The organism is Helicobacter typhlonius (assembly GCF_001460635.1).
GTDB lineage: Bacteria > Campylobacterota > Campylobacteria > Campylobacterales > Helicobacteraceae > Helicobacter_C > Helicobacter_C typhlonius.
In genome coordinates this window covers 407,568-427,465 of record NZ_LN907858.1, presented here as the reverse complement: position 1 = coordinate 427,465, position 19,898 = coordinate 407,568, and the positions used below count along the sequence as shown (strand labels likewise).

Annotated in this window: 19 protein-coding genes and 1 pseudogene; 9 read left to right on the top strand and 11 right to left on the bottom strand. The window is 40.0% G+C overall.

What is annotated here, in order from left to right; all coding sequences use genetic code 11:
- The first annotated feature begins 223 nt into the window (after window positions 1-223).
- From BN2458_RS02105 to BN2458_RS02075, 7 genes are all read left to right on the top strand, one after another.
- Window positions 224-523: an ATP-dependent Clp protease adaptor ClpS gene (locus BN2458_RS02105; protein WP_081951433.1), complete on the top strand. Its 300-nt coding sequence runs from the start codon at window positions 224-226 to the stop codon at window positions 521-523.
- A gap of 9 nt (window positions 524-532) precedes the next feature.
- Complete coding sequence (locus BN2458_RS02100; protein WP_058122028.1) at window positions 533-2,836, top strand: AAA family ATPase; 2,304 nt, start codon at window positions 533-535, stop codon at window positions 2,834-2,836.
- A complete protein-coding gene (locus BN2458_RS02095; RefSeq protein WP_034325530.1) occupies window positions 2,817-3,581 on the top strand; it encodes a DUF815 domain-containing protein in 765 nt (254 codons plus the stop codon). Before BN2458_RS02100 ends, BN2458_RS02095 begins: the two co-directional genes overlap by 20 nt.
- Window positions 3,582-3,663: 82 nt before the next feature.
- A complete protein-coding gene (locus tag BN2458_RS02090) occupies window positions 3,664-4,278 on the top strand; it encodes a DUF305 domain-containing protein (protein WP_052082077.1) in 615 nt (204 codons plus the stop codon).
- A 10-nt stretch (window positions 4,279-4,288) separates the two neighbouring features.
- Window positions 4,289-5,317, top strand: coding sequence for a S1-like domain-containing RNA-binding protein (locus tag BN2458_RS02085; protein ID WP_231944823.1), 1,029 nt, complete (start codon window positions 4,289-4,291; stop codon window positions 5,315-5,317).
- A 19-nt stretch (window positions 5,318-5,336) separates the two neighbouring features.
- Complete coding sequence (locus BN2458_RS02080) at window positions 5,337-6,101, top strand: SDR family NAD(P)-dependent oxidoreductase (protein ID WP_034325527.1); 765 nt, start codon at window positions 5,337-5,339, stop codon at window positions 6,099-6,101.
- A gap of 75 nt (window positions 6,102-6,176) precedes the next feature.
- The gene (locus tag BN2458_RS02075; protein WP_034325525.1) at window positions 6,177-7,514 is read left to right on the top strand and encodes a class II 3-deoxy-7-phosphoheptulonate synthase; all 1,338 of its coding nucleotides are present in this window, start codon (window positions 6,177-6,179) and stop codon (window positions 7,512-7,514) included.
- Between the two features lie 74 nt (window positions 7,515-7,588).
- Here BN2458_RS02075 and BN2458_RS02070 read toward each other — a convergent pair whose 3' ends face one another.
- From BN2458_RS02070 to BN2458_RS02020, 11 genes are all read right to left on the bottom strand, one after another.
- Complete coding sequence (locus tag BN2458_RS02070) at window positions 7,589-8,332, bottom strand: carbonic anhydrase (RefSeq protein ID WP_034325523.1); 744 nt, start codon at window positions 8,330-8,332, stop codon at window positions 7,589-7,591.
- 69 nt (window positions 8,333-8,401) lie between these two features.
- Entirely contained in the window at window positions 8,402-9,463 is a 1,062-nt protein-coding gene (ruvB, locus tag BN2458_RS02065) for a Holliday junction branch migration DNA helicase RuvB (RefSeq protein WP_052082179.1), read from the bottom strand.
- Complete coding sequence (gene panB / locus BN2458_RS02060) at window positions 9,463-10,257, bottom strand: 3-methyl-2-oxobutanoate hydroxymethyltransferase (protein WP_034325521.1); 795 nt, start codon at window positions 10,255-10,257, stop codon at window positions 9,463-9,465. The genes ruvB and panB overlap by 1 nt, the downstream gene beginning before the upstream one ends.
- Before the next feature lie 19 nt (window positions 10,258-10,276).
- Complete coding sequence (locus BN2458_RS02055) at window positions 10,277-10,594, bottom strand: SMR family transporter (RefSeq protein WP_034325519.1); 318 nt, start codon at window positions 10,592-10,594, stop codon at window positions 10,277-10,279.
- A 10-nt stretch (window positions 10,595-10,604) separates the two neighbouring features.
- Window positions 10,605-10,937 (bottom strand): DMT family transporter, encoded by a 333-nt coding sequence (locus tag BN2458_RS02050; protein ID WP_034325517.1) that lies wholly within the window; start codon window positions 10,935-10,937, stop codon window positions 10,605-10,607.
- Window positions 10,934-11,836, bottom strand: coding sequence for a prolipoprotein diacylglyceryl transferase (gene lgt, locus BN2458_RS02045; protein WP_034343460.1), 903 nt, complete (start codon window positions 11,834-11,836; stop codon window positions 10,934-10,936). The genes BN2458_RS02050 and lgt overlap by 4 nt, the downstream gene beginning before the upstream one ends.
- A 1-nt stretch (window position 11,837) precedes the next feature.
- Window positions 11,838-12,155 carry a hypothetical protein gene (locus BN2458_RS02040; RefSeq protein ID WP_034343463.1) on the bottom strand — a complete coding sequence of 106 codons (318 nt, stop codon included), beginning with the start codon at window positions 12,153-12,155 and terminating at the stop codon, window positions 11,838-11,840.
- 47 nt (window positions 12,156-12,202) lie between these two features.
- Window positions 12,203-12,817: a hypothetical protein gene (locus BN2458_RS02035; RefSeq protein WP_034343466.1), complete on the bottom strand. Its 615-nt coding sequence runs from the start codon at window positions 12,815-12,817 to the stop codon at window positions 12,203-12,205.
- Window positions 12,817-14,415 carry a methyl-accepting chemotaxis protein gene (locus tag BN2458_RS02030; RefSeq protein ID WP_034325509.1) on the bottom strand — a complete coding sequence of 533 codons (1,599 nt, stop codon included), beginning with the start codon at window positions 14,413-14,415 and terminating at the stop codon, window positions 12,817-12,819. The genes BN2458_RS02035 and BN2458_RS02030 overlap by 1 nt, the downstream gene beginning before the upstream one ends.
- An 11-nt stretch (window positions 14,416-14,426) precedes the next feature.
- The gene (gene ruvA, locus BN2458_RS02025) at window positions 14,427-15,023 is read right to left on the bottom strand and encodes a Holliday junction branch migration protein RuvA (RefSeq protein ID WP_231944822.1); all 597 of its coding nucleotides are present in this window, start codon (window positions 15,021-15,023) and stop codon (window positions 14,427-14,429) included.
- The gene (locus tag BN2458_RS02020; protein WP_034343468.1) at window positions 15,020-16,864 is read right to left on the bottom strand and encodes a hypothetical protein; all 1,845 of its coding nucleotides are present in this window, start codon (window positions 16,862-16,864) and stop codon (window positions 15,020-15,022) included. Before BN2458_RS02020 ends, ruvA begins: the two co-directional genes overlap by 4 nt.
- 80 nt (window positions 16,865-16,944) lie before the next feature.
- Here BN2458_RS02020 and murJ point away from each other — a divergent pair, with 80 nt between their 5' ends.
- Window positions 16,945-18,429: a murein biosynthesis integral membrane protein MurJ gene (gene murJ / locus BN2458_RS02015; protein ID WP_034343471.1), complete on the top strand. Its 1,485-nt coding sequence runs from the start codon at window positions 16,945-16,947 to the stop codon at window positions 18,427-18,429.
- Window positions 18,429-19,894 (top strand): annotated as a pseudogene (gene cysS / locus BN2458_RS02010) (cysteine--tRNA ligase). Before murJ ends, cysS begins: the two are co-directional and overlap by 1 nt.
- Window positions 19,895-19,898 lie beyond the last annotated feature (4 nt).

Genomic DNA, 19,898 nt, shown 5'->3' with positions numbered 1-19,898 from the left:
CTCTTTTAAGCAAAACTTTTAGAAAACATTGCATTATCTTTGATTAAAGCCTTTAAAAATCTAATCAAGTTGCGTGAATCCACTATTTCCACACTCCCCTACTTTCACTTTCCACGCAATATAGCGCAGACAGATTCATAAGCAGATTTGAGAGAAACAATAACATAAGCAATGCGTTATGAATTTATGCTAAAATATGGGCATTTTATCTTAAAGGATTTTTGTGGCATATACAGACACCCAGACGCATACAGACCTACTGCTTGAAGAACCAAAGCTCTATCGTGTATTGCTTTTGAACGATGATTATACTGCTATGGATTTTGTTACACAAATTCTCATCGAGGTCTTTGATAAAACTTCCGATGAAGCCACCACGATTATGCTCAAGATTCACAATGAGGGTAAGGGCGTGTGTGGTATATACACCTATGATATTGCTGAACTCAAAAGCCAAATTGTCAGTCAAAAGGCAAAAGCGCAATCCTATCCATTGCGCGTTATTGTCGAGGAAATGCCTTAGGAGTAGCAAATGATAGGACAGAATCTTACGCTTATTTTCAGTGACTCATTTGATATTGCTAGGGAAATGCGTCATAATATCATAACTACCGAACATATTTTTCTCGCAACTTTAAACAACACACAAGGCAGGTCTATACTCAAACGATGTGGTGGTAATATCAAGGAAATGCGCCGAATGACGAGCCTATATCTACAAAAATACGTGCCCTTCTCTCACGAGCTTACAGAAAATCCTGTCCAAACACCCGCCCTTGATAGAATCATCGAAACAATGGTTAAACACGCCCAAAATAGTAATCGACAAAATATTGATGTAGGTGATTTACTCGCTTCAATTATGGAGGAGAGTCAGAGCTTTAGCACACAGATTCTAAAGTCGCAGGGCATTGACCGCCTAAGTGTGCTAGAGGTAATTACGCAGCAAAATCAAGATATTCAAGATACAGAGCCAGATTCAAAAGAATCGCTAGAAAACTACCTCGCAAAATACACAAAGAATCTCACTCACTTTGCTGGAGAGGGCAAAATCGACCCCGTCATTGGACGCGAGGAAGAAATATGGCGTGTGAGTGAGATACTCTGTCGGCGTAAGAAAAATAATCCTATCCTTGTAGGCGAACCGGGTGTGGGAAAAACCGCCATAGCAGAGGGTTTAGCGCTTGAAATTTATCACAAAAGATTACCAAAAACATTGCATAACGCTCAAGTTTTTGCACTTGATATGGGAGCAATGATTTCAGGGAGTAAGTATCGAGGCGATTTTGAAAAACGTCTTAAGGGTGTGCTTAAAGAAATAGCTCAAATCCCACATAGCATATTATTTATTGATGAGATTCACACCATCGTGGGCGCAGGGGCTACTTCTGGTTCAAGTCTTGATGCGTCAAATCTCCTCAAACCCGCCCTTGCCAATGGCACATTGCGCTGTATTGGCGCAACAACTTTCAATGAGTTTAAAACACATTTTGACAAGGATAAAGCCCTCTCTCGCCGCTTTAGCAAGGTTGAAGTCAAAGAGCCAAGCATTGAAGATTGCTATAAAATCATAGAGGGATTAGCACCCATTTATGAATCCTATCATCATATCAAATACACCAAAAGTGCGCTCAAAGCCTGTGTGGATTTATCCGCGCGATACATAAGTGATAAGTTTCTGCCTGATAAGGCGATTGACTTGCTCGATGAAGTGGGAGCAAATAGCAAAATTTACCGCACAGATAGACACTCCACACCCACAATCACCATAAAAGATATAGAATCTATCCTTAGCAAAAGCGTGCATATCCCCAAAAGCTCCATTAGCACAGATGAAAGTAAGTCGCTTCTGCACCTATCAAGCAAGCTCAAAGAGCGTATATTCTCACAAGATAGGGCGATTGAGGAACTTAGCAATGTAATAAAGAAAAATAAAGCCGGACTAAGCGAGGGTAACAAGCCAATCGGTAGTTTTGTCTTTGCTGGACCTAGCGGCGTGGGTAAAACTGAACTCGCCAAAGAATTGGCTAAGATTCTAGGTATTGGCTTTGTCAAGTTTGATATGAGCGAATATATGGAGCCTCATTCTATCTCCCGCCTCATTGGTGCGCCTGCTGGATATGTGGGCTTTGAGCAGGGTGGTTTGCTTGTCGATGCGGTGCGTAAAAATCCTCATTGTGTGCTTTTGCTTGATGAGATTGAAAAAGCACATAGTGATATTTACAATGTGTTATTGCAGATTCTAGATTCTGCAAGTTTGACAGACAATGCCGGCAATAAGGCGGATTTTAAAAATGTTATTGTTATTATGACGAGCAATGCCGGGAGCAAAGAGGCAAATACACTAGGATTTAGGGCGGATATGCAAAGCAAGAATGATAGCGCGATAAAGATTCTATTCTCACCAGAGCTACGCAGTCGTATCGATAGTGTCATTCATTTTAATCCACTTACTATCAAGGAATACACGCTCATCGCACAAAAATACATTAACGACCTTGCCCTCTCGCTCAAAAATCGCCATATCAATCTTGCCATAGATTCTAAAGCCCTCAATTATCTTGCCTCGCAGAGTATGGATAAGGCACTGGGTGCACGCGAGATGAAAAAAATCATTGACAATGAAATAAAAATTCCTTTGAGTGATGAGATTCTCTTTGGTGCGCTCAAAAAGGGTGGCAATGTGAAAATCACACTCCGCAAAGAAACAAAGGCGGATTCTAAAGCCACAAACCAAGCAGACGATAAAACAAACACTAACCAATCGCGCATTCAGCTCCTATGCGAGAAATCGCAAAAAACAAGAGCAAAAAAAGATGTTGCCAAATCTCTTTAATTTTTGCTGGGATTCGCATCTAGCCTGCGTGTATCGCCCCGCATTTGATGGTTTTGGCGGATATTTTAAGCCAATCAATGATTTTAAGGCAAACATCACGCTTGTAGGCTTAGAGAAAGAAATGCTCTCTCTCTCACACAACACCCGAGCTTTTTTAGAGGATAAAAAAGCCTCTCACGCCTTGCTTTGGGGTGCTAGAGGCTGTGGCAAAAGCTCACTTTTAAAGCTCACTCTTTCTCAATTTTTGCGCGAAGATTCTATTTTGCGTGTCATTGAGCTAAACAAAGAATCGCTTGGAATCTTGCCTATGGTGCAGGATTGTGTGCGTGATTTGCCCTATAAATTTGTCATCGTGTGCGATGATTTATGTTTTGAATCTAACGACCATAGCTACAAGTCATTAAAAAGTATCCTTGAAGGCTCGTTTGAAAATAAAGCGCATAATGTGCTTTTATACACGACTTCAAACTATCGCCATTTAGTGAGTGAATCTTACCCGCAGGATACACTCCATCTTAATGACGCACAAGATGAGATTCTCTCCCTTAGTGATAGATTTGGACTAAGTATAGGATTCTATGCTTTTTCTCGCGCAGAGTATTTGGAGCTAATAGCACAGATTCTAAACATAAAGCTTGATAATGAAATTCAAACAAGAGCGATGCGATTTAGCACACTCAAAGGCTCGTGTTCTCCCCGCATAGCGCAAGAATTTTGTATCCTCTATCGCAACAAGATTCTATAAATACGACTCTAGCGAATTAAGCTATTATTTACAGATGAGACAAACTTTTTAGCTATGATTGCCACACATAAAAGGAGATTCTATGCGTATTCTATCTTGCTTATTTGCCTGTATGATTACTTGCACGCTCTTTGCGCATAATGTAATGCCCGTGCAGAATCCAGACAGCACACAAATGCGTGAGATTCTCCTCCAATCCATAGAAGATGATAACTTCAACAGCGGGGACAATCTCGACTTAAACTATCTCCGCACCCTAATGGTGTATCTCCAAGGTGCGGCAGATACCTCTACATTTTTTATCAAACACTCCACGCACAAAAAAACGCTTGATATTGCACAAAATATTACCAAGAGCTACAAAAATGAAATTGCCACTCTCACATCACTTTTGCCACAAATTGCGGAGCAAAAAAGACTATATAGCCCAAAAGAAGCAACGCTTTTTAATAACCAAAACATAAACAATAAGACAACTTTAATTGAAACACTTGATGGGCTAGACCTCGGTAGAAATATCAGCACAAATTTTGTCCTTATGCTCACCCCATACCAGCAACATATTGTCAGCATATCAAAGGCAATTTTGCAATACACACAAATCGAGGAAATAAAGGCAATCGCCGAACAAATGCTTGCCACCCACGAGCAAATCCTCCAATCACTCCAAGCCCTTGCCCCGCCAACAAAGAAGTAAGCATACGAGTATGTATCAAGCTAAAAATAAAACAAGCAATGCCCCAAATACAATTATTATGGGGCGGATTCAGAATCTTTGTATTTCGCGCCTAAGTCCGCACGGCGCATATCTCACACCCTCGCAACCCCACATACAAGAGATTATTCAAAACAAAGCACAATCACAGATTGACAAAGAGTATATATCTCACGCAAAAACAAATGAAGATTCTGTAACACAAGTGCTCTTGCCAAATAAATTTCTCCCATCGCAAAGTATAATTGGCGATGTGCTCAAAGTCTTTGTTTATACAGATTCAGATGACCGCCCTATTGCTACCACCCAGCACCCAAAGGCACAACGCGATGATATTGCTATACTCAAAGTCGTAGGACATAACGCGTTTGGTTGTTTTTTGGATATTGGTATCGATAAAGATATTTTTATGCCCACTAAGAATCCCTCACATTTCGCACTACATCAAGAAGTCGCTGTGATTCTCACACTCGATAAACAATCGCGCCTCATCGCAAAAAATGTCAAATCATTTTTGCACAAAATTTCACATATCCCGCCACACACACAAGTAAAAGCCTTTGTATTTGAGCGCACACCGCTTGGCTTTGGCTGTGTTGTGGAACTTGTAGATTCTATACAAAATGACAAAAACCCAACTCAAAGACAATATTCACAGCATAGCGCACAATTACAGAATCTACCCGAACAAACACCCCCAAAATACTATGGGTTACTTTTTACAGATGCCATTCCTCAAAACACAAAAGTGGAGATTGGCACATATATCGATGCCTACACGCAGGGTTACCGCGATGACAATAAACTAAACCTTACACTTTTTGTCCCGCACAGCGATGATATAAAATCACTTATTTTAAAATCTATGCCCTTACACTTGGATTTTTCTAGCTCACCAGAGGATATTTTTGCAACATTCCACATCAGCAAAAAGCTTTTTAAAAGATTCATAAACGAGCTCGTGCGTGAGGGGCAAATCACATTTGATAAAGAAAATGGTATATTTAGGCGCATAAAATAATACAAACAAAGGAGTAAAAATGACTGCATTCATCACTGGTGCATCTTCGGGCATAGGCGAGGCGATTGCAAGGCTTTTTGTGGCGCATTCCCATAGAGTGATTATCTTGGCAAGGAGACAAGATAAAATTAAGAATCTACAAAAAACCCTAGGAGAATCTTGCCAAAGCATAATATGTGATGTGAGTGATACACAATATATACAATCTGCACTTCAAAATCTCCCAACGCCATTTCAAAATATTGATGTGCTTGTGAATAATGCCGGAAAAGCTTTGGGATTAAGTAGCGCAGACAAAGCAGATATATGCGATTGGAAAGAAATGGTAGAGGTGAATATCCTAGCTCTTATTAAGCTTACGCATTTGATTCTACCTCAAATGGTAGCGCAAGGTTATGGACATATTATCAATATTGGCTCAATCGCAGGAAACTATCCTTATCCGGGTGGCAATGTATATGGCGCGAGCAAGGCTTTTGTGAGGCAATTTAGCCTTAATTTAAGGGCAGATTTGTATGATAAAAACATTCGCGTAACCAATATTGAACCCGGGCTATGCGGTGGAAGTGAATTTTCACAAGTGCGTTTTAAAGGTGATGAGGCTAAGGCAAAAAGTGTATATGAAGATACAACTCCACTTATGCCTGAAGATATTGCCCAAAGTGTGCTATGGGTTGCCTCACTACCTCAACATATCAATATCAATACGCTTGAAATAATGCCTACTACTCAAGCTCCAGCAGCATTAAATGTCTATAAAAATACAAATAAAGGCAAAAAATAGGGCATTTAACATAATTGTATTCATAAAGGTGGTAGAATAATTTTCTCATTTTTATGTTGTAACCAAAGGAGTAGTATGCAATGGTCTACACAAAGTTGGCGAGATAAACCTATCAAGCAGCACCCAACTTATAAGGATAAAGCACTTTTAGAATCTGTGGAAGCACAGCTTAAATCTTACCCACCGCTTGTTTTTGCAGGTGAATCAAGGGCTTTGCAAGAGCGTTTAGCTCAAGTATGCAAAGGGGAAGCTTTTTTGCTCCAAGGCGGGGATTGCGCTGAAAGTTTTTCTCAATTTAATGCAATTAACATTCGTGATTTATTTAAAGTGATTATCCAAATGGGTGCGATTCTTACCTTTGGCGCGTCTTGCCCGATAGTCAAGGTAGGACGCATTGCAGGGCAGTTTGCTAAACCTAGGTCAAGTGATATGGAATCTAATGAACAATGTGAGCTTCCAAGCTATCGCGGAGATATGATTAATGGTATGGAATTTACGCCAGAGGCTCGAGAACATAATCCCGAGCGAATGCTTCAAGCTTATCATCAAAGTGCTGCCACACTTAATCTTTTGCGCGCCTTTGCTCAAGGTGGTTTTGCAGATTTAAATCAAGTACATAAATGGAATCTAAGTTTTGTGAAAAACAATGACTTTGGGCGCAAATATGAGGAACTTGCGTCACGCATCACACAGGCACTTAATTTTATGGAAGCCTGTGGCATTAGCCCAGAGCACCCTAGTCTAAAAGAGACAGAGTTTTACACCTCGCACGAAGCCCTTGTATTGCACTATGAAGAGCCTCTGTGCAGGGAAGATTCACTCACGGGCGATTGGTATGACTGCTCGGCTCATATGCTGTGGATTGGAGAGCGCACAAGAGGGCTTGACGAAGCGCATATTGAATTTTTGCGTGGTGTAAAAAATCCTGTGGGTGTAAAAATTGGACCAAATGCCACAAAAGCAGATATTATGGGGATTTGCGATGCACTCAATCCTAATAACATAAGTGGTAGGCTTAATCTTATTGTGCGTATGGGTGCGGATAAGATTAAGCAAAATTTCCCCAAACTTTTAGAATCTATCAACCAAGAGGGACGTGAGATTGTGTGGAGTTGCGACCCAATGCACGGCAACACAATCAAGGCAAATAATGGCTACAAAACGCGTGTATTTGATAGTGTGTTAAGTGAAGTCAAAAGCTTTTTTGAGATTCACAAAGCGTGCGGAAGTTATGCTGGAGGGGTTCATTTAGAAATGACAGGGGCAGATGTTACAGAATGTGTAGGAGGCTCACAAGCAATTACGGAGGAAGGCTTGGTATGCAATTATAACACGCAATGCGACCCACGCCTCAACGCTACACAAGCCATTGAAATGGCATTTCTTATTGCAGAGATGATTAAAAATCGCTAAGACTTTAAAGCACTTTATAGTCTAAAGTCTTAGAGTATTTGAATCTAAATTATTCTTTTAGATTCAAATACCTTTTACTCTTCTGTGGATTTTACTACTCTTTTATTGAGTGGTTGAATATCTCTTGCATTATGGTGCAATACAGATTCTAAAGATTTAATTTGTTTTGAAGAAACTTCAGGTTGAGTTTTCATCACTACCCATTGCACATTTTCACTACAAGGTGGCGTTGTCAAACTTCCAATAAACTCATAATATCCCTTGTTTTCTGGCAATAAAGACAAAAAGTCAAAGTTTTGGAATTTCTTAGAATTATTAACATCTTTAGGCAAGTTCTTAATGATTTTATCAAATACCTTATTCTCTGCTCCTTCCTTATAAAGAACGCCAACAACAAGTAATTCACCCTTGGCATTTTTATGCACAAAATGCACTTCAAGCGGATAAGTTACACCATTGATATGATTTTCGGAAGGTGTGTGGAAATGAAATTGCATAAGTTCGTAGGTTGTATTATGAAATCGCAAAGACGAAGTGCTATCTTTTAAATCAATCTGCACAGAATGTCCATTATTAGTAATATTTTGTGTCTTTTCATCATAAGCAAAAACAATGTTTTGTTTTGTCTTTTTTGTTTGAGATGGAATAATATCAACTGGTGTTTGTGCCTTACCTGTCTTGCACAACACAAATTGTTTATCCAAGTCTCCCCAATTTTTAGGACCATTCTCCCCATCATAACCCCAATGGACACCTGAAGCCTCACTCGCCCACAAACCTACACACAACAAGCATATAGCTACATAAAACTTTAACATACTATTCTCCTTAAAATTCAAAAAATAAAAGAGTGCTATTCTAGCGCAAAACTATCTAAAAATAATATATTAAAAAAGTGTTTTTTGCATCACATTTGGAATCTGTAATAATTCATAGGTTTTAGCAGTTGCCACACGCCCCTTTGCTGTGCGCTCTAAATAAGCATTTACAAGCAAATAAGGCTCTATCACATCTTCAATGGTTGCCTCATCTTCACTCATCGCCGCCGCAATGGTATTTAGTCCTATTGGCTTGCCCTGTGCCTGCGCGAGAATCTGCAAATAGCGCAAATCAAGCTCATCAAAGCCTAGCTCATTCACACCTAGCTCATTCAGCGCATAACGCACACATTCAAGGCTTATTTCGCTCTCTTTAGCATATATCCCCACATCAGCAAAATCCCTCACCCTACGCAACAAGCGCAAAGCAATGCGTGGAGTGCCTCTTGAGCGGCGTGCAATTTCATCTGCTCCACTTTCCAAGAGCGTTTTATTCATTTTTTTTGCCGCAATACAGACAATTTGTGCTAATTCATCATTTTCATAAAACTGCAGTCTAAAATTCATACCAAATCTATCACGCAATGGATTTGAAAGCATACCTGCTCGAGTAGTTGCTCCAATCAATGTAAAAGGCGCAATATCAAGCTTAATAGTTTGTGCGGCAGGACCAGAACCAATAATAATATCAAGGCGAAAATCCTCCATTGCAGGATAGAGAATCTCCTCAATCGCAGGGCTAAGCCTATGAATCTCATCGATAAATAAAATATCTCCCTTACTTAAATTTGTCAAAATTGCTGCCAAATCTCCTGCTTTTTCAATCATAGGTGCTGCACTTACCTTGATATTGCTCCCCATTTGATGAGCAATGATATGGCTTAAAGTTGTCTTACCAAGTCCGGGAGGTCCAAAAAAAAGGATATGATCTAGGCACTCCCCTCTCTTCTTGCTTGCTTCGATGGCAATTTTGAGATTTTTCTTAATTTTTTCTTGCCCGATATATTCTTCCCACACATTTGGACGCAAAGAAGATTCTTGAGTGGTATCAAAACTCATTTTTTCCACCTCAACCACGCGATTAATCTCCGTGCTTTGAATCTGTGCTTTTTGAAGTGAGATTTTTTTCATTAATAACTCTCTTGTTCACTTGGAAATGCTTGAGATTTTACATCTTTAGCATACGCTCTAATAGCATCTTTAAGAATACTCTTGCCATCACAATAGCGGCGCACGAATTTTGGCTTAAATTCATCAAAAAATCCAAAGGCATCACTCCATACAAGAATCTGCCCATCACAATCCACCCCCGCACCAATACCAATAGTCGGCACAGATAGGGCTTTTGTGATAGCACTTCCGCATTCTTTACTCACACCCTCTACTAAGATTCCAAATACTCCGGCTTCCTGCATAGCAATAGCGGTTTCTATAAGTTGTTGGGATTGCGCCTTATCTTTACCTTTTACTTTAAATCCTCCATCAAAACGCATAAATTGAGGTTTTAAACCAATATGCGCCATTATCGCAAAGCCCTCATCACATAATGCCTTAATCAAAGGGAGTTTATCCATTCCCACTTCAAGTTTTAGAGAATCTGCTGTTGTATTTTTATAGAATCTACGCGCATTTTTAAGTGCTTCTTTTGTTGTAGTGTAGCTTCCAAAAGGCATATCTGCAATAAGAAATGAACGCGTAACCCCCCTACAAACTGCCTTTGTATGATAAAGCATTTCGTCCACACTAAGGCTTAGCGTATCATTTTGCCCACCAAAGCTCATATTGAGGCTATCTCCTACTAAAATCACATCAACCTCACCATCAAATATATGTGCCATAAGCGCGTCATATGCGGTAATTGCGCTAATTTTCTCTATATTTTTCTTAGCCTTTAGGGCATTTAGGCTCAACTTTTTCTCTAGCATTTTCTCTCCTTTGAAGATTCTATTCCCAATGCAACAAAATCACTCCGCATACTACCATAACAACACCTATATACCCCAAAGTATCAAGCTTTTCTTTAAAGAATATATAGCCTCCAAGTATCGTGCCAATAATGCCTACCGCTCCCCAAGTAGAATACGCCACAGACAAAGGCATATCTTCAAGTGCCAAAACCAACACACTAAAAGCTGCCCACACCATAAGAATACAGCCTATTGTATAACCCCTATGTGTGAAAACATTAGACCTTTTGAGAAATAAATTTGCAATCACATCTAATATTGCTGATAGCACAACATATGCTAGTGCTAAACTCATTTTGCTCTCCTCATTTGCGTTTAATTTCCGCATAATTTATCAAGGCAATACCACTAATGGCACACACGATACCGATTTTTTGCCCCAAAGACAGCTCCTCACCAAAATAAAACACACTAATACACACCACGCATAAAGCACCCAGCACTTCCCATATCGCATACGCCACACCCACGGAGATTCTCTTAAGTGAAAGTGCCATAAAATAATAAGAAAGCACAAGCAAGACATACATACATATAAGCCCCCAATAATCACCCTCGCTTGCTTTCATTAAATTTACTGCTAAAACTTCAGTAAGAATGGCAAAGACCAAAAACATATACGCTTTTTTTAGACTCATTTACTATTCCTTTGCTTGTTTTGTGCCTTTGTTTTGCGAGATTCCAAACCAGAATGGAGGCTAGCTTCTAAAGGCTTTTTCATAATCACAACAAAAAACACTATACTTACAATAAGCATTACAAAACTTAGAATCTGCCCCATTGATAAGCCAAATGCGTAATATCCCATTTGTGAATCTGCCTCCCTGAAATATTCGCAAGAAAATCGAGCTAAGGCGTAGAAAATACCATAAGAAACAAATAAAATCCCGCGCCTTTTTGTAAATCTCAACACTACAAGCAGCGCAATAAAGACAAGCACACCCTCACTGAAAGCCTCAAAGAGCTGACTAGGATAGCGCAACTCGCCATTGACAAGTATGCCTATACTTTGGCTATCACTTTCCACCACACGCCCATAAAGCTCGTGGTTAAAGAAATTACCAATGCGCCCAAGCACATAACCTAGAGGGATAGAAATCGCGGATAAATCCATAAAGGTCAAAAAAGACTGCTTTTTGAAATAGCAAAACAAAAATGCCGCAATCACAAAGCCAAGCACTGCGCCGTGATAACTAAATCCACTAATGCCGACAAATACTCCATTCATATAGGGATTAAACATCTGCCAAGGCTGCATTAGATATTCCCATCTCTGTGGCGAATACACCAACACATAGCCAACGCGTCCCCCTAAAATCACACCAATTTCTACCCAAATAAAAAAACTATCGAGTTGCTCTTGCGTAATAGGAAAACGGGCATTGTTGTATTTCACAAAAAGCTTTGCAACACCGAGGGCAACGAGCATAGCACTAACATACATAATGCCATACCAATGCACATTTATACCAAAAAAATCAAATGCGATAGGATTTATATACTCATAGATTCTATTCCATACGCTATATTGCTCCAATCTATGCCTCCATAATTTTGATTTGAAACTCATCGACTAAGTCGATTTCCTCAAAAAACATAAACAACCTTAAATCATCAACAACAATTTCTATTTTTATCTTATCTGTATTGCGTAGCTTAAACAAATAGCCTAGCACATAGGAGCTAATGGGATATGCCCTGACAAAATAGATTCTCAACATATGCTGTTCTCCAAGGAATTTTGGCAAAATATCCTCAAGCTCAATCTTAAAAGTCAAAAATGCCTCATAACTCTTAAGCTTACCCACACTGCGCACCATTTGCAAGTCATTAATTGTTTGAACACTAAGTGCCATTGTCTCCCTTTGCTAGAAATAGCGCATTATATCGCAAAACTTCAACACTACAATGTATGCTTTAAGAAGCAAAGCTGTGTAACGCCAAGTGAAATTTTATAATGCACCCTTGTGTGAATCTGTGCGGCATAAAGCGTGATAATGCGCCCTCCCCTACCGCCTAAAGCCCTAGTTTCAAAACTTTTACGCTCCTTATAAATGGGCTTAAAAGGAAAGAGTAAAGTGATAGAAATGCGCGTTGGCTTAAGCGTGAGTATGCAGGTGATACGCGTGAATTTGTGTAAAAAATATGTATGGCTTATGGGAGCTTTTTTCATCGCGTAGGCTTTGTGTATTTGTGGTGTATTGGCTTTATTATAAAGTTTATTGTGAATCTTATTTTGCAAACTATAAAAATTGCGCGGAATATTTATACCTTGTCTTATCTTGTATGAATCTCTGCGTGGATATTGCATTTTCGCATTATGAGTGCTGTTTGTAGAAAAAAGCTCATTCTTACTCACGCGCAAAATATGATGCTCAATGATATTGTTCGCACATTCACAAAATGCCAAACTTATCTCATCTGCATTTTTTACGCGCAGCATAACAGATTCTATCCACGCAAAGACTGAATCCACCTCCAACCAATGCGCATAAAAATATCTCACATAGACTTTCATCAAGTCTTAAACTTGCCAATCGCGCTGTTTAGCTCTTTTGCCTTATCTGCCATAGCATTTGCAAGCTTTTGTATGTCATGCCCCACGCTCTGCGTAGATTCGGAAGATTTTGCAATTTCTTGCATCATCTCTGCTAACTCTTTCGTGCTTTGTGCAATAAAGGTGCTAATATCTTTCAAATGTATCGCATTTTGCTTGGTTAAGTTTAGCTTGGTGCGTGTATTATCTGCCTCATTAATAAGTGGCGTGGTCTTGCCTGTAATTTGTACCATATCTTCGGCAGTATCTCGAATATCTTGCCCCATATCATCAATACTTTGCGTTACAAGATTAATATTTGCGGCGATTTCATTGAGAGATTTTTGGGTGCGCTCGGCGAGTTTTCTCACCTCATCAGCTACCACTGCAAAGCCCCTGCCGTGTTCTCCTGCTCTTGCTGCTTCAATAGCGGCGTTCAAGGCTAAAAGATTTGTCTGGTCGGCAATATCGCTAATAATAGAAAGCACGGATTTAATCTGCTCGGCGTGTCCTACGAGCTCCTCCACGCGCCCCAATATCTCCTGCTGTCCTTGTGCGGAAGAGGAGATAAGATTAATTGAATCCTGCAAATTACTTACAAATTCATCAAGTGTGCTTTCGGTCTGCTCAATTTCATTTTTTGTTGTATCAGCAATTTGCTCGGCATCATCGAGATTATTACTCACTTTGTGCGCCAAGTCATTGACCTTATCCACGAGCTCAAACTGCTCATCAGAATTTTTTGACAATGTATTTGACATACCAAGTAGCTTATCACAAATTTGCATATTCTCATCGCTCACTCTTTTGCCGACTAAAATCGTATCTCGTATGGTTTGGATAAATTTATTTACATAGCCTGAAGTAATGCCCACTTCATCGTTGCGTTTAATCGCAATGCGCTTTGTGAGGTCGCCACTCCCACCCTCTGTAAGCGACTTCGCCATATCACGCAAATGATTAAGCGGTTTGACGAGTTCTCTTTCAAAAAATATATAAAGTCCAATCAATGCTAAGATTCCAGCGACAAACATTGTAAGCAAGAGATAATCCTCATTTTGTTCGATTTGCTCATAAAAACTTTCTGTTGAAATTTTGAGTTCCAGCACACCGAGCACATCGCCAACTTTTACCGAATCATACTCGTGGCACATCATACAGCTTTCGTTTGCCACCAAAGGCTTGAGGAATGTAACATAGTGAATATCGCCCTCTTTGCTCTCTGCAATTTTGGCTTGTTTATTGTTAAAAATCTCTACAATCTCCTCATCTTCACTCACTTTATCGCTCATACTAAAGAGGTCAATCACGCTTTGACTTTTGTGAATCTTAAGGAAAGATACACCCGAGATTTGAGCTGCTTCCTCCAATCCCACGTCAATCATCTCTCGAATCCCCATATTCATACTCATACGCACGGTTTGAAAGATAGAATCTCCAAGCATTTGGGCATTTCTCTTGCTCTCTTTTACAGCCATACCCTCAAATCCCGCCGCAATCAACGCATAGAGTATGCTAAAACCAATGACAATAAACATAAATAATGTGAAAAGCACTTTAGAACGAAATGTCTGTAACACCGCACGCCTCCTTAAGATAATCTCTTTAATGCTTCTTTGACAAGCTCTGAAACATTTGTAGCCTCAATGCCCCTAAGGGCTTTTGCAATTTCACCCTCCTTAAAGCCAAGTGATTTTAGAGCCAAACTCGCCTCTTTAGCTAAATTATTCTGCGGCTCCATATTTTGATTCTGTAACAATTCCGCAAAGAATCCCGCCACATCAACCATAATCTTACCTGCACTCTTTGGACCAATACCGGGCACTTTTTTGAGTGCATCAATATCTTTATTCGCAATAATGGTAGCAAAATGTGTAGGCGTATAGGTAGAGAGTATCGCAAGAGCGACTTTAGGACCCACACCATTAATCTTAATTAATCGCTCAAAAGTCTGCCTCTCCATATCCTCTATGAATCCAAAAAGCAAATGTGCATCTTCGCGTATGATATGCGTGCAGAGGATTCTCACTTCACTATGTGATTGCGAATCTACCTGCGATTTCAAAGAAGTAGTGGCATTGAGCGACATTTGCACGCCATATATTACACCACCCACATCAAGCTCTACAAACATCGGCTCTATCTTACGTGTTATGCCCCTTAAGCCTATGATGAGATTCATACTCATTGATGTTCTACTTTTTGCAGTCTGTGCTGCTCTTTGTCAATGATAATCTCTACATTCTCACCTTCACCAATTTTCATTATGTCCCTACTTTCAGGGAAAAAACTCTCATATATCACTTCATTACTGCCTTGCCAAGGCATATCACTCACAATGCACGCCTCTTGTGTCTGCAAGTCTAGCATTTCTAGTCGTTTATTCAGCTCTTTACTCTCTTGTTTAAGCGCAACTAGACGATCTTTGAGGTATTTTGTGCGGTGGAGCAAAATCACATATTGCGCCATAGATTCGGTAATGTTGCGTTCATTCGGTTTATTATTTTTCTTATTCTCCTCCATAATGAGTTTAATTTTTTTCACTACCGGCTTTGTTTTACGCACGAGTGCTAAATCTTTGTTTAACACCTGAAGGAGCGTATTCATAAGCTGGATATTGTGCGCAATACTCGCGTTAATATATGCTACTTCCTCCTGTGCCCTCAAAGAAGTGTGTGATGAGATGAGAAAACAATTTTCGCTGCCGCTTATATTTTTTATATGTGCGCTAAGTGATAAGGACAATTTCGTATGCGAGTAAAGATTCTCAACGATAATATTCTTTGCTCGAATATTGCCACCATTTGCTTGTTCAATTGATACTTCCTCGCCATCTATACTCCCAAGCTCCAAACGAGTGATGTGAATCTTTTCACCCTTTGCCGAGCCTTTGTGTGTGTCAATTTTGATGTCTTTTGCTCTAATAATTGAGCTTTGATGAGTCTGTCCATTTATCTCAACCTTATTGGCTACTATTACCGCATTTTCGCCCACACTGCCATAGATTTTTATCTCTCCCACTTCAAGCACAATCCCCGCGCCTACGGCATCTTGATTAAAATCTGTGCAAGTTACCTCCATCACAAAGCCCTTTTTATCTCCACCGAGCAATGACCCACTCGTGCGCATAGTGATTTCGGGCAAATTAAAATCTGCAAGAATCTTTAACTCACCCTCCCCTAGCGATACATAGCCATCTTGTGAAGCATAATATTCTACAACTTCTTCTTTTTCCTCACTTCTAAACTCGCCTTCTTTGTAGGACATTTTCATATCTAAATCCATATTATCCTGCTTTTTAGCGTGGATATACTCCCCTCTTAGATTCCGTCCGCTCACCCCCACTTGAGATTTGGTGGATAAGCCCACGAGTTCGCCACTTTTTGCCGCGTAGGAGGCAAACTCCACCGACTTTGAATGTGATTTATCCCATTCCTCTTTGAGAGTGAATTTAAACTCCCCACTTAAGCTTGGCACAAATCCACTCGCTTTCATAAGCGACACATAGCGCGTGGATTCTATTTTGCCTTTTATCGACAAGGAGTCAAATAATGTCTTCAAAGAAGCAATTTCTTGTTTAATATCTGCGCCAAAGATTCTCACAATCACATTTTTAGCGACTTTCTCCCGCGTGATTTGCTCATAAAGCTGTGTGAAAAAAGCCTCATCATCGCGCACTTCTAGCCCCTCTTTAATCTGGAGGGTCAGCTCATAGCATTCTTTATCTAAATGCAGCTTGACAAAAGGTGCTAAGTCGTCCTCTTTTAGCCCACGTAGCACGACATCATACACTTGTTTAATATCAAAATCATTTGTATTATATCTCGCCTCATCACCTAGAATCGTAGGGTAATCCTCTGGTGGCAGAATGCTAAAATCTTTTTTTGTCTCGCCGCGAAAAAGCGTAGTAATATGAGATACATCAAAGCTCACCATTTGTTCTTCAAGCGCATACAACTCGCATATTTTTTTGACTTCGGTGCTTACATCTGTGCAGGATTTGATAGAGATAGGCTCAAAGAGTTGCATAAAACCTCTTTAAATAGATTTGTTTATTACAGCTATAATAACACTTTTATGCTTAAAACACTTTAGAGTAAGGGCAAAATTTGATAAAAAAGGCATTTTTAACAAATAGTAGCGGCATACTACTTTCGCGCATTGCTGGTTTAGTGCGGGATTTATGCACGGCAAAAATACTAGGGGCAAGCGTATATAGCGATATTTTCTTTGCCGCATTTAAACTCCCCAATCTCTTTCGGCGCGTATTTGGCGAGGGGGCTTTCACGCAAAGCTTTTTGCCAAATTTCATTCATAGTCGCAAAAAGGGTATGTTTGCACTGGTAACTTTCCTCATTTTCGCCTTTTTTATCCTCTGCCTCTCACTCCTTGTTGTGTGCTTTAGCGGATTCTTTACCAAGCTCTTAGCCTATGGCTTTGATGATGAGACTATCGCTCTCGCAAAGCCCATTGTGGCGATTAATTTTTGGTATTTGGAGCTTGTGTTTATTGTAACTTTTCTTTCCTCGCTCTTGCAGTATAAAAACTGCTTTTGGGTCAATGCTTACAACACCGCGCTTTTAAATCTCTCTATGATTGCTGCCCTACTTTTAGCGCACGATAAAGATTCTATGCAAGTCGTGTATATGCTAAGCTATGGCGTGATTTGTGGCGGGGTAGCACAAATTCTATTACATTTTTATCCACTATATCGCTTGAGGTTTTTTAAGCTCTTATGTATTGGTGTGATAGAGCTATGGCAGTGGGTGCGCACAAAAGAGCCAGATTCTAAAATCAAAAAACGCATTGAATGCGCAAAAGCAGATATAAAGATGTTTTTTAAACAATTTTTCCCTGCAATGCTAGGGAGCTCCACAGCCCAACTTGCAACTTTTACCGATACGCTTTTAGCTTCATTTCTCGCCACAGGGAGCATTAGTGCGCTTTATTACGCAAACAGAATCTTTCAATTTCCCCTTGCCATTTTTGCCATAGCCATTTCGACCGCACTCTTTCCACTTGTGGCAAAGGCTATTAAAAACAATCAATCCCTACAAGCCTTTAACGCGCTCAAAAAGTCCTTTTGGTTTCTCCTCATCGTGCTATGCGTGTGCGTGTGTGGCGGGATAATGTTGAGCGAGGAGATCATTAGCCTACTTTATCAATGGGGGCAATTTAGCGAAGAAAACACGCGTATTGTCGCGGGTGTGTTTAGCGCATATATGCTTGGTTTAGTGCCTTTTGGGCTAAGTAAAATCTTTTCACTCTGGCTTTACTCTCATCAAATGCAGGGCAAAGCAGCAAAAATCTCGGCAATTTCTTTACTCTGTGGCATTGTCTTTTCACTTATACTTATGCACCCCTTTGGTGCAATGGGATTGGCACTATCTGGGAGTTTAAGCGGATTCGTGCTTTTTGTGCTTACAATTAGAATCTTTGGGTTTGCAAGATTCTTAGATATAATAAATCATAAAAAAGCGTGGTTAGCACTCGTGGTTATTCTCTGTGTAGAATTCCTCATTTTATGGTTTCTAAAGCCCCATATCAAAGCCTTAGTCGATAGTTTTCATCTCTTTGTAAGGAATATTTTATGATAACACTTTTTGATAGCACAAAAAAACAAAAGCTTCCATTCACTCCCATAAAAGACAATGAAGTGCGTATTTATGTGTGTGGTCCTACAATCTATGATGATTCGCATTTGGGACACGCGCGAAGCTCGATTGCATTTGACTTGTGGCGGCGACTCTTTGTATTTTTAGGCTACAAGGTTATCTTTGTCAAAAACTTCACCGACATTGATGATAAAATTATCAAAAAATCACTTGATAGTGGCATAAGCGTAAATGAGATTACCACGCGCTATATGGATTCATATCTTAGGGATATGGATTCTCTTGGCGTGATACGCGCAGATATTGAGCCAAAAGCTACCGAGCATTTGCCTCAAATGTGCGAAATGATAGAATCCTTATTGCAAAAAGGCTATGCCTACAAGGGCGAAAATAGCGATGTATATCTTAGCATTCATAAAGATTCACATTATGGCTCAATCTCGCACAGAGTGGAAGATTCACACGCACAGAGCCGCATAGAAAACGCGCAAGACAAGTTAGAGCACAGCGACTTTGCCCTATGGAAAGCCTATAAAGGAGAAAACGACATTGCCTACGATAGCCCATTTGGCAAGGGACGCCCGGGGTGGCATATCGAATGTTCGGCAATGGTTGAAAAGCACATAGCCTACAAAAATGAAAGCTATGCCATTGATATTCACGCGGGGGGCGCGGACTTGCTCTTCCCCCACCACGAAAATGAAGCCTCACAAACCCGCTGTGCCACAGGGCGAGAAATCGCTAAGTATTGGCTACATAATGGTTTTGTTAATATCAATGGCGAAAAAATGAGTAAGTCTCTAGGCAATAGTTTTTTGTAAAAGACGCTTTAAAAAGCTATGACGGCGAGATTTTGCGTAATTATCTTTTAGGAGTGCATTATCGCTTGATACTCAATTTCAACGAGGAGGATTTGCTCCAAAGCAAAAAGCGACTTGATAAAATCTACCGCCTCAAAAAGCGTGTGCAAGGACATACAGCAGATTCTATCACACTAACAAACACCATAGAATCTTTGCAAAATACAAGCGCGATAAAAAGCATAGCGACAAAGGCACAAAAGGAATTTTTAGAATCTTTGCTTGAAGCATTGAGTGATGATTATAATATCTCAAAGGCTTTAAGCGTTATCGAGGATATGCTCTCTTACAGCAACGAAATGCTTGATAAAAATCCAAAAGACAAAGCACAAAAACAAAGCATTAGTGCGAATTTGCAGTGTATAGAGTTTTTACTAGGACTTGGTGGCAAGGACGCTACAAGCTACTTCCAACTTGGGCTAAGTGAGGAGCAAAAGACACATATACAAGCACAGATAGAAAAACGAAATGAGGCAAAAAAGTTTAAAGATTATGCCCTTGCTGATAGCATACGAGAAGCCCTAAGGCAGGAGGGTATAGAGATTATGGATACACCAGAGGGTACAACTTGGGAGAAAATATAGAATC

Excerpts from the sequence above, each read along its gene's own strand:
- BN2458_RS02100 (WP_058122028.1), top strand. The coding sequence starts at position 533 with ATGATAGGACAGAATCTTACGCTTATTTTCAGTGACTCATTTGATATT.
- BN2458_RS02095 (WP_034325530.1), top strand. The coding sequence starts at position 2,817 with ATGTTGCCAAATCTCTTTAATTTTTGCTGGGATTCGCATCTAGCCTGC.
- BN2458_RS02090 (WP_052082077.1), top strand. The coding sequence starts at position 3,664 with ATGCGTATTCTATCTTGCTTATTTGCCTGTATGATTACTTGCACGCTC.
- BN2458_RS02085 (WP_231944823.1), top strand. The coding sequence starts at position 4,289 with ATGTATCAAGCTAAAAATAAAACAAGCAATGCCCCAAATACAATTATT.
- BN2458_RS02080 (WP_034325527.1), top strand. The coding sequence starts at position 5,337 with ATGACTGCATTCATCACTGGTGCATCTTCGGGCATAGGCGAGGCGATT.
- BN2458_RS02075 (WP_034325525.1), top strand. The coding sequence starts at position 6,177 with ATGCAATGGTCTACACAAAGTTGGCGAGATAAACCTATCAAGCAGCAC.
- BN2458_RS02070 (WP_034325523.1), bottom strand. The coding sequence starts at position 8,332 with ATGTTAAAGTTTTATGTAGCTATATGCTTGTTGTGTGTAGGTTTGTGG.
- ruvB (WP_052082179.1), bottom strand. The coding sequence starts at position 9,463 with ATGAAAAAAATCTCACTTCAAAAAGCACAGATTCAAAGCACGGAGATT.
- panB (WP_034325521.1), bottom strand. The coding sequence starts at position 10,257 with ATGCTAGAGAAAAAGTTGAGCCTAAATGCCCTAAAGGCTAAGAAAAAT.
- BN2458_RS02055 (WP_034325519.1), bottom strand. The coding sequence starts at position 10,594 with ATGAGTTTAGCACTAGCATATGTTGTGCTATCAGCAATATTAGATGTG.
- BN2458_RS02050 (WP_034325517.1), bottom strand. The coding sequence starts at position 10,937 with ATGAGTCTAAAAAAAGCGTATATGTTTTTGGTCTTTGCCATTCTTACT.
- BN2458_RS02040 (WP_034343463.1), bottom strand. The coding sequence starts at position 12,155 with ATGGCACTTAGTGTTCAAACAATTAATGACTTGCAAATGGTGCGCAGT.
- BN2458_RS02035 (WP_034343466.1), bottom strand. The coding sequence starts at position 12,817 with ATGAAAGTCTATGTGAGATATTTTTATGCGCATTGGTTGGAGGTGGAT.
- ruvA (WP_231944822.1), bottom strand. The coding sequence starts at position 15,023 with ATGAGTATGAATCTCATCATAGGCTTAAGGGGCATAACACGTAAGATA.
- BN2458_RS02020 (WP_034343468.1), bottom strand. The coding sequence starts at position 16,864 with ATGCAACTCTTTGAGCCTATCTCTATCAAATCCTGCACAGATGTAAGC.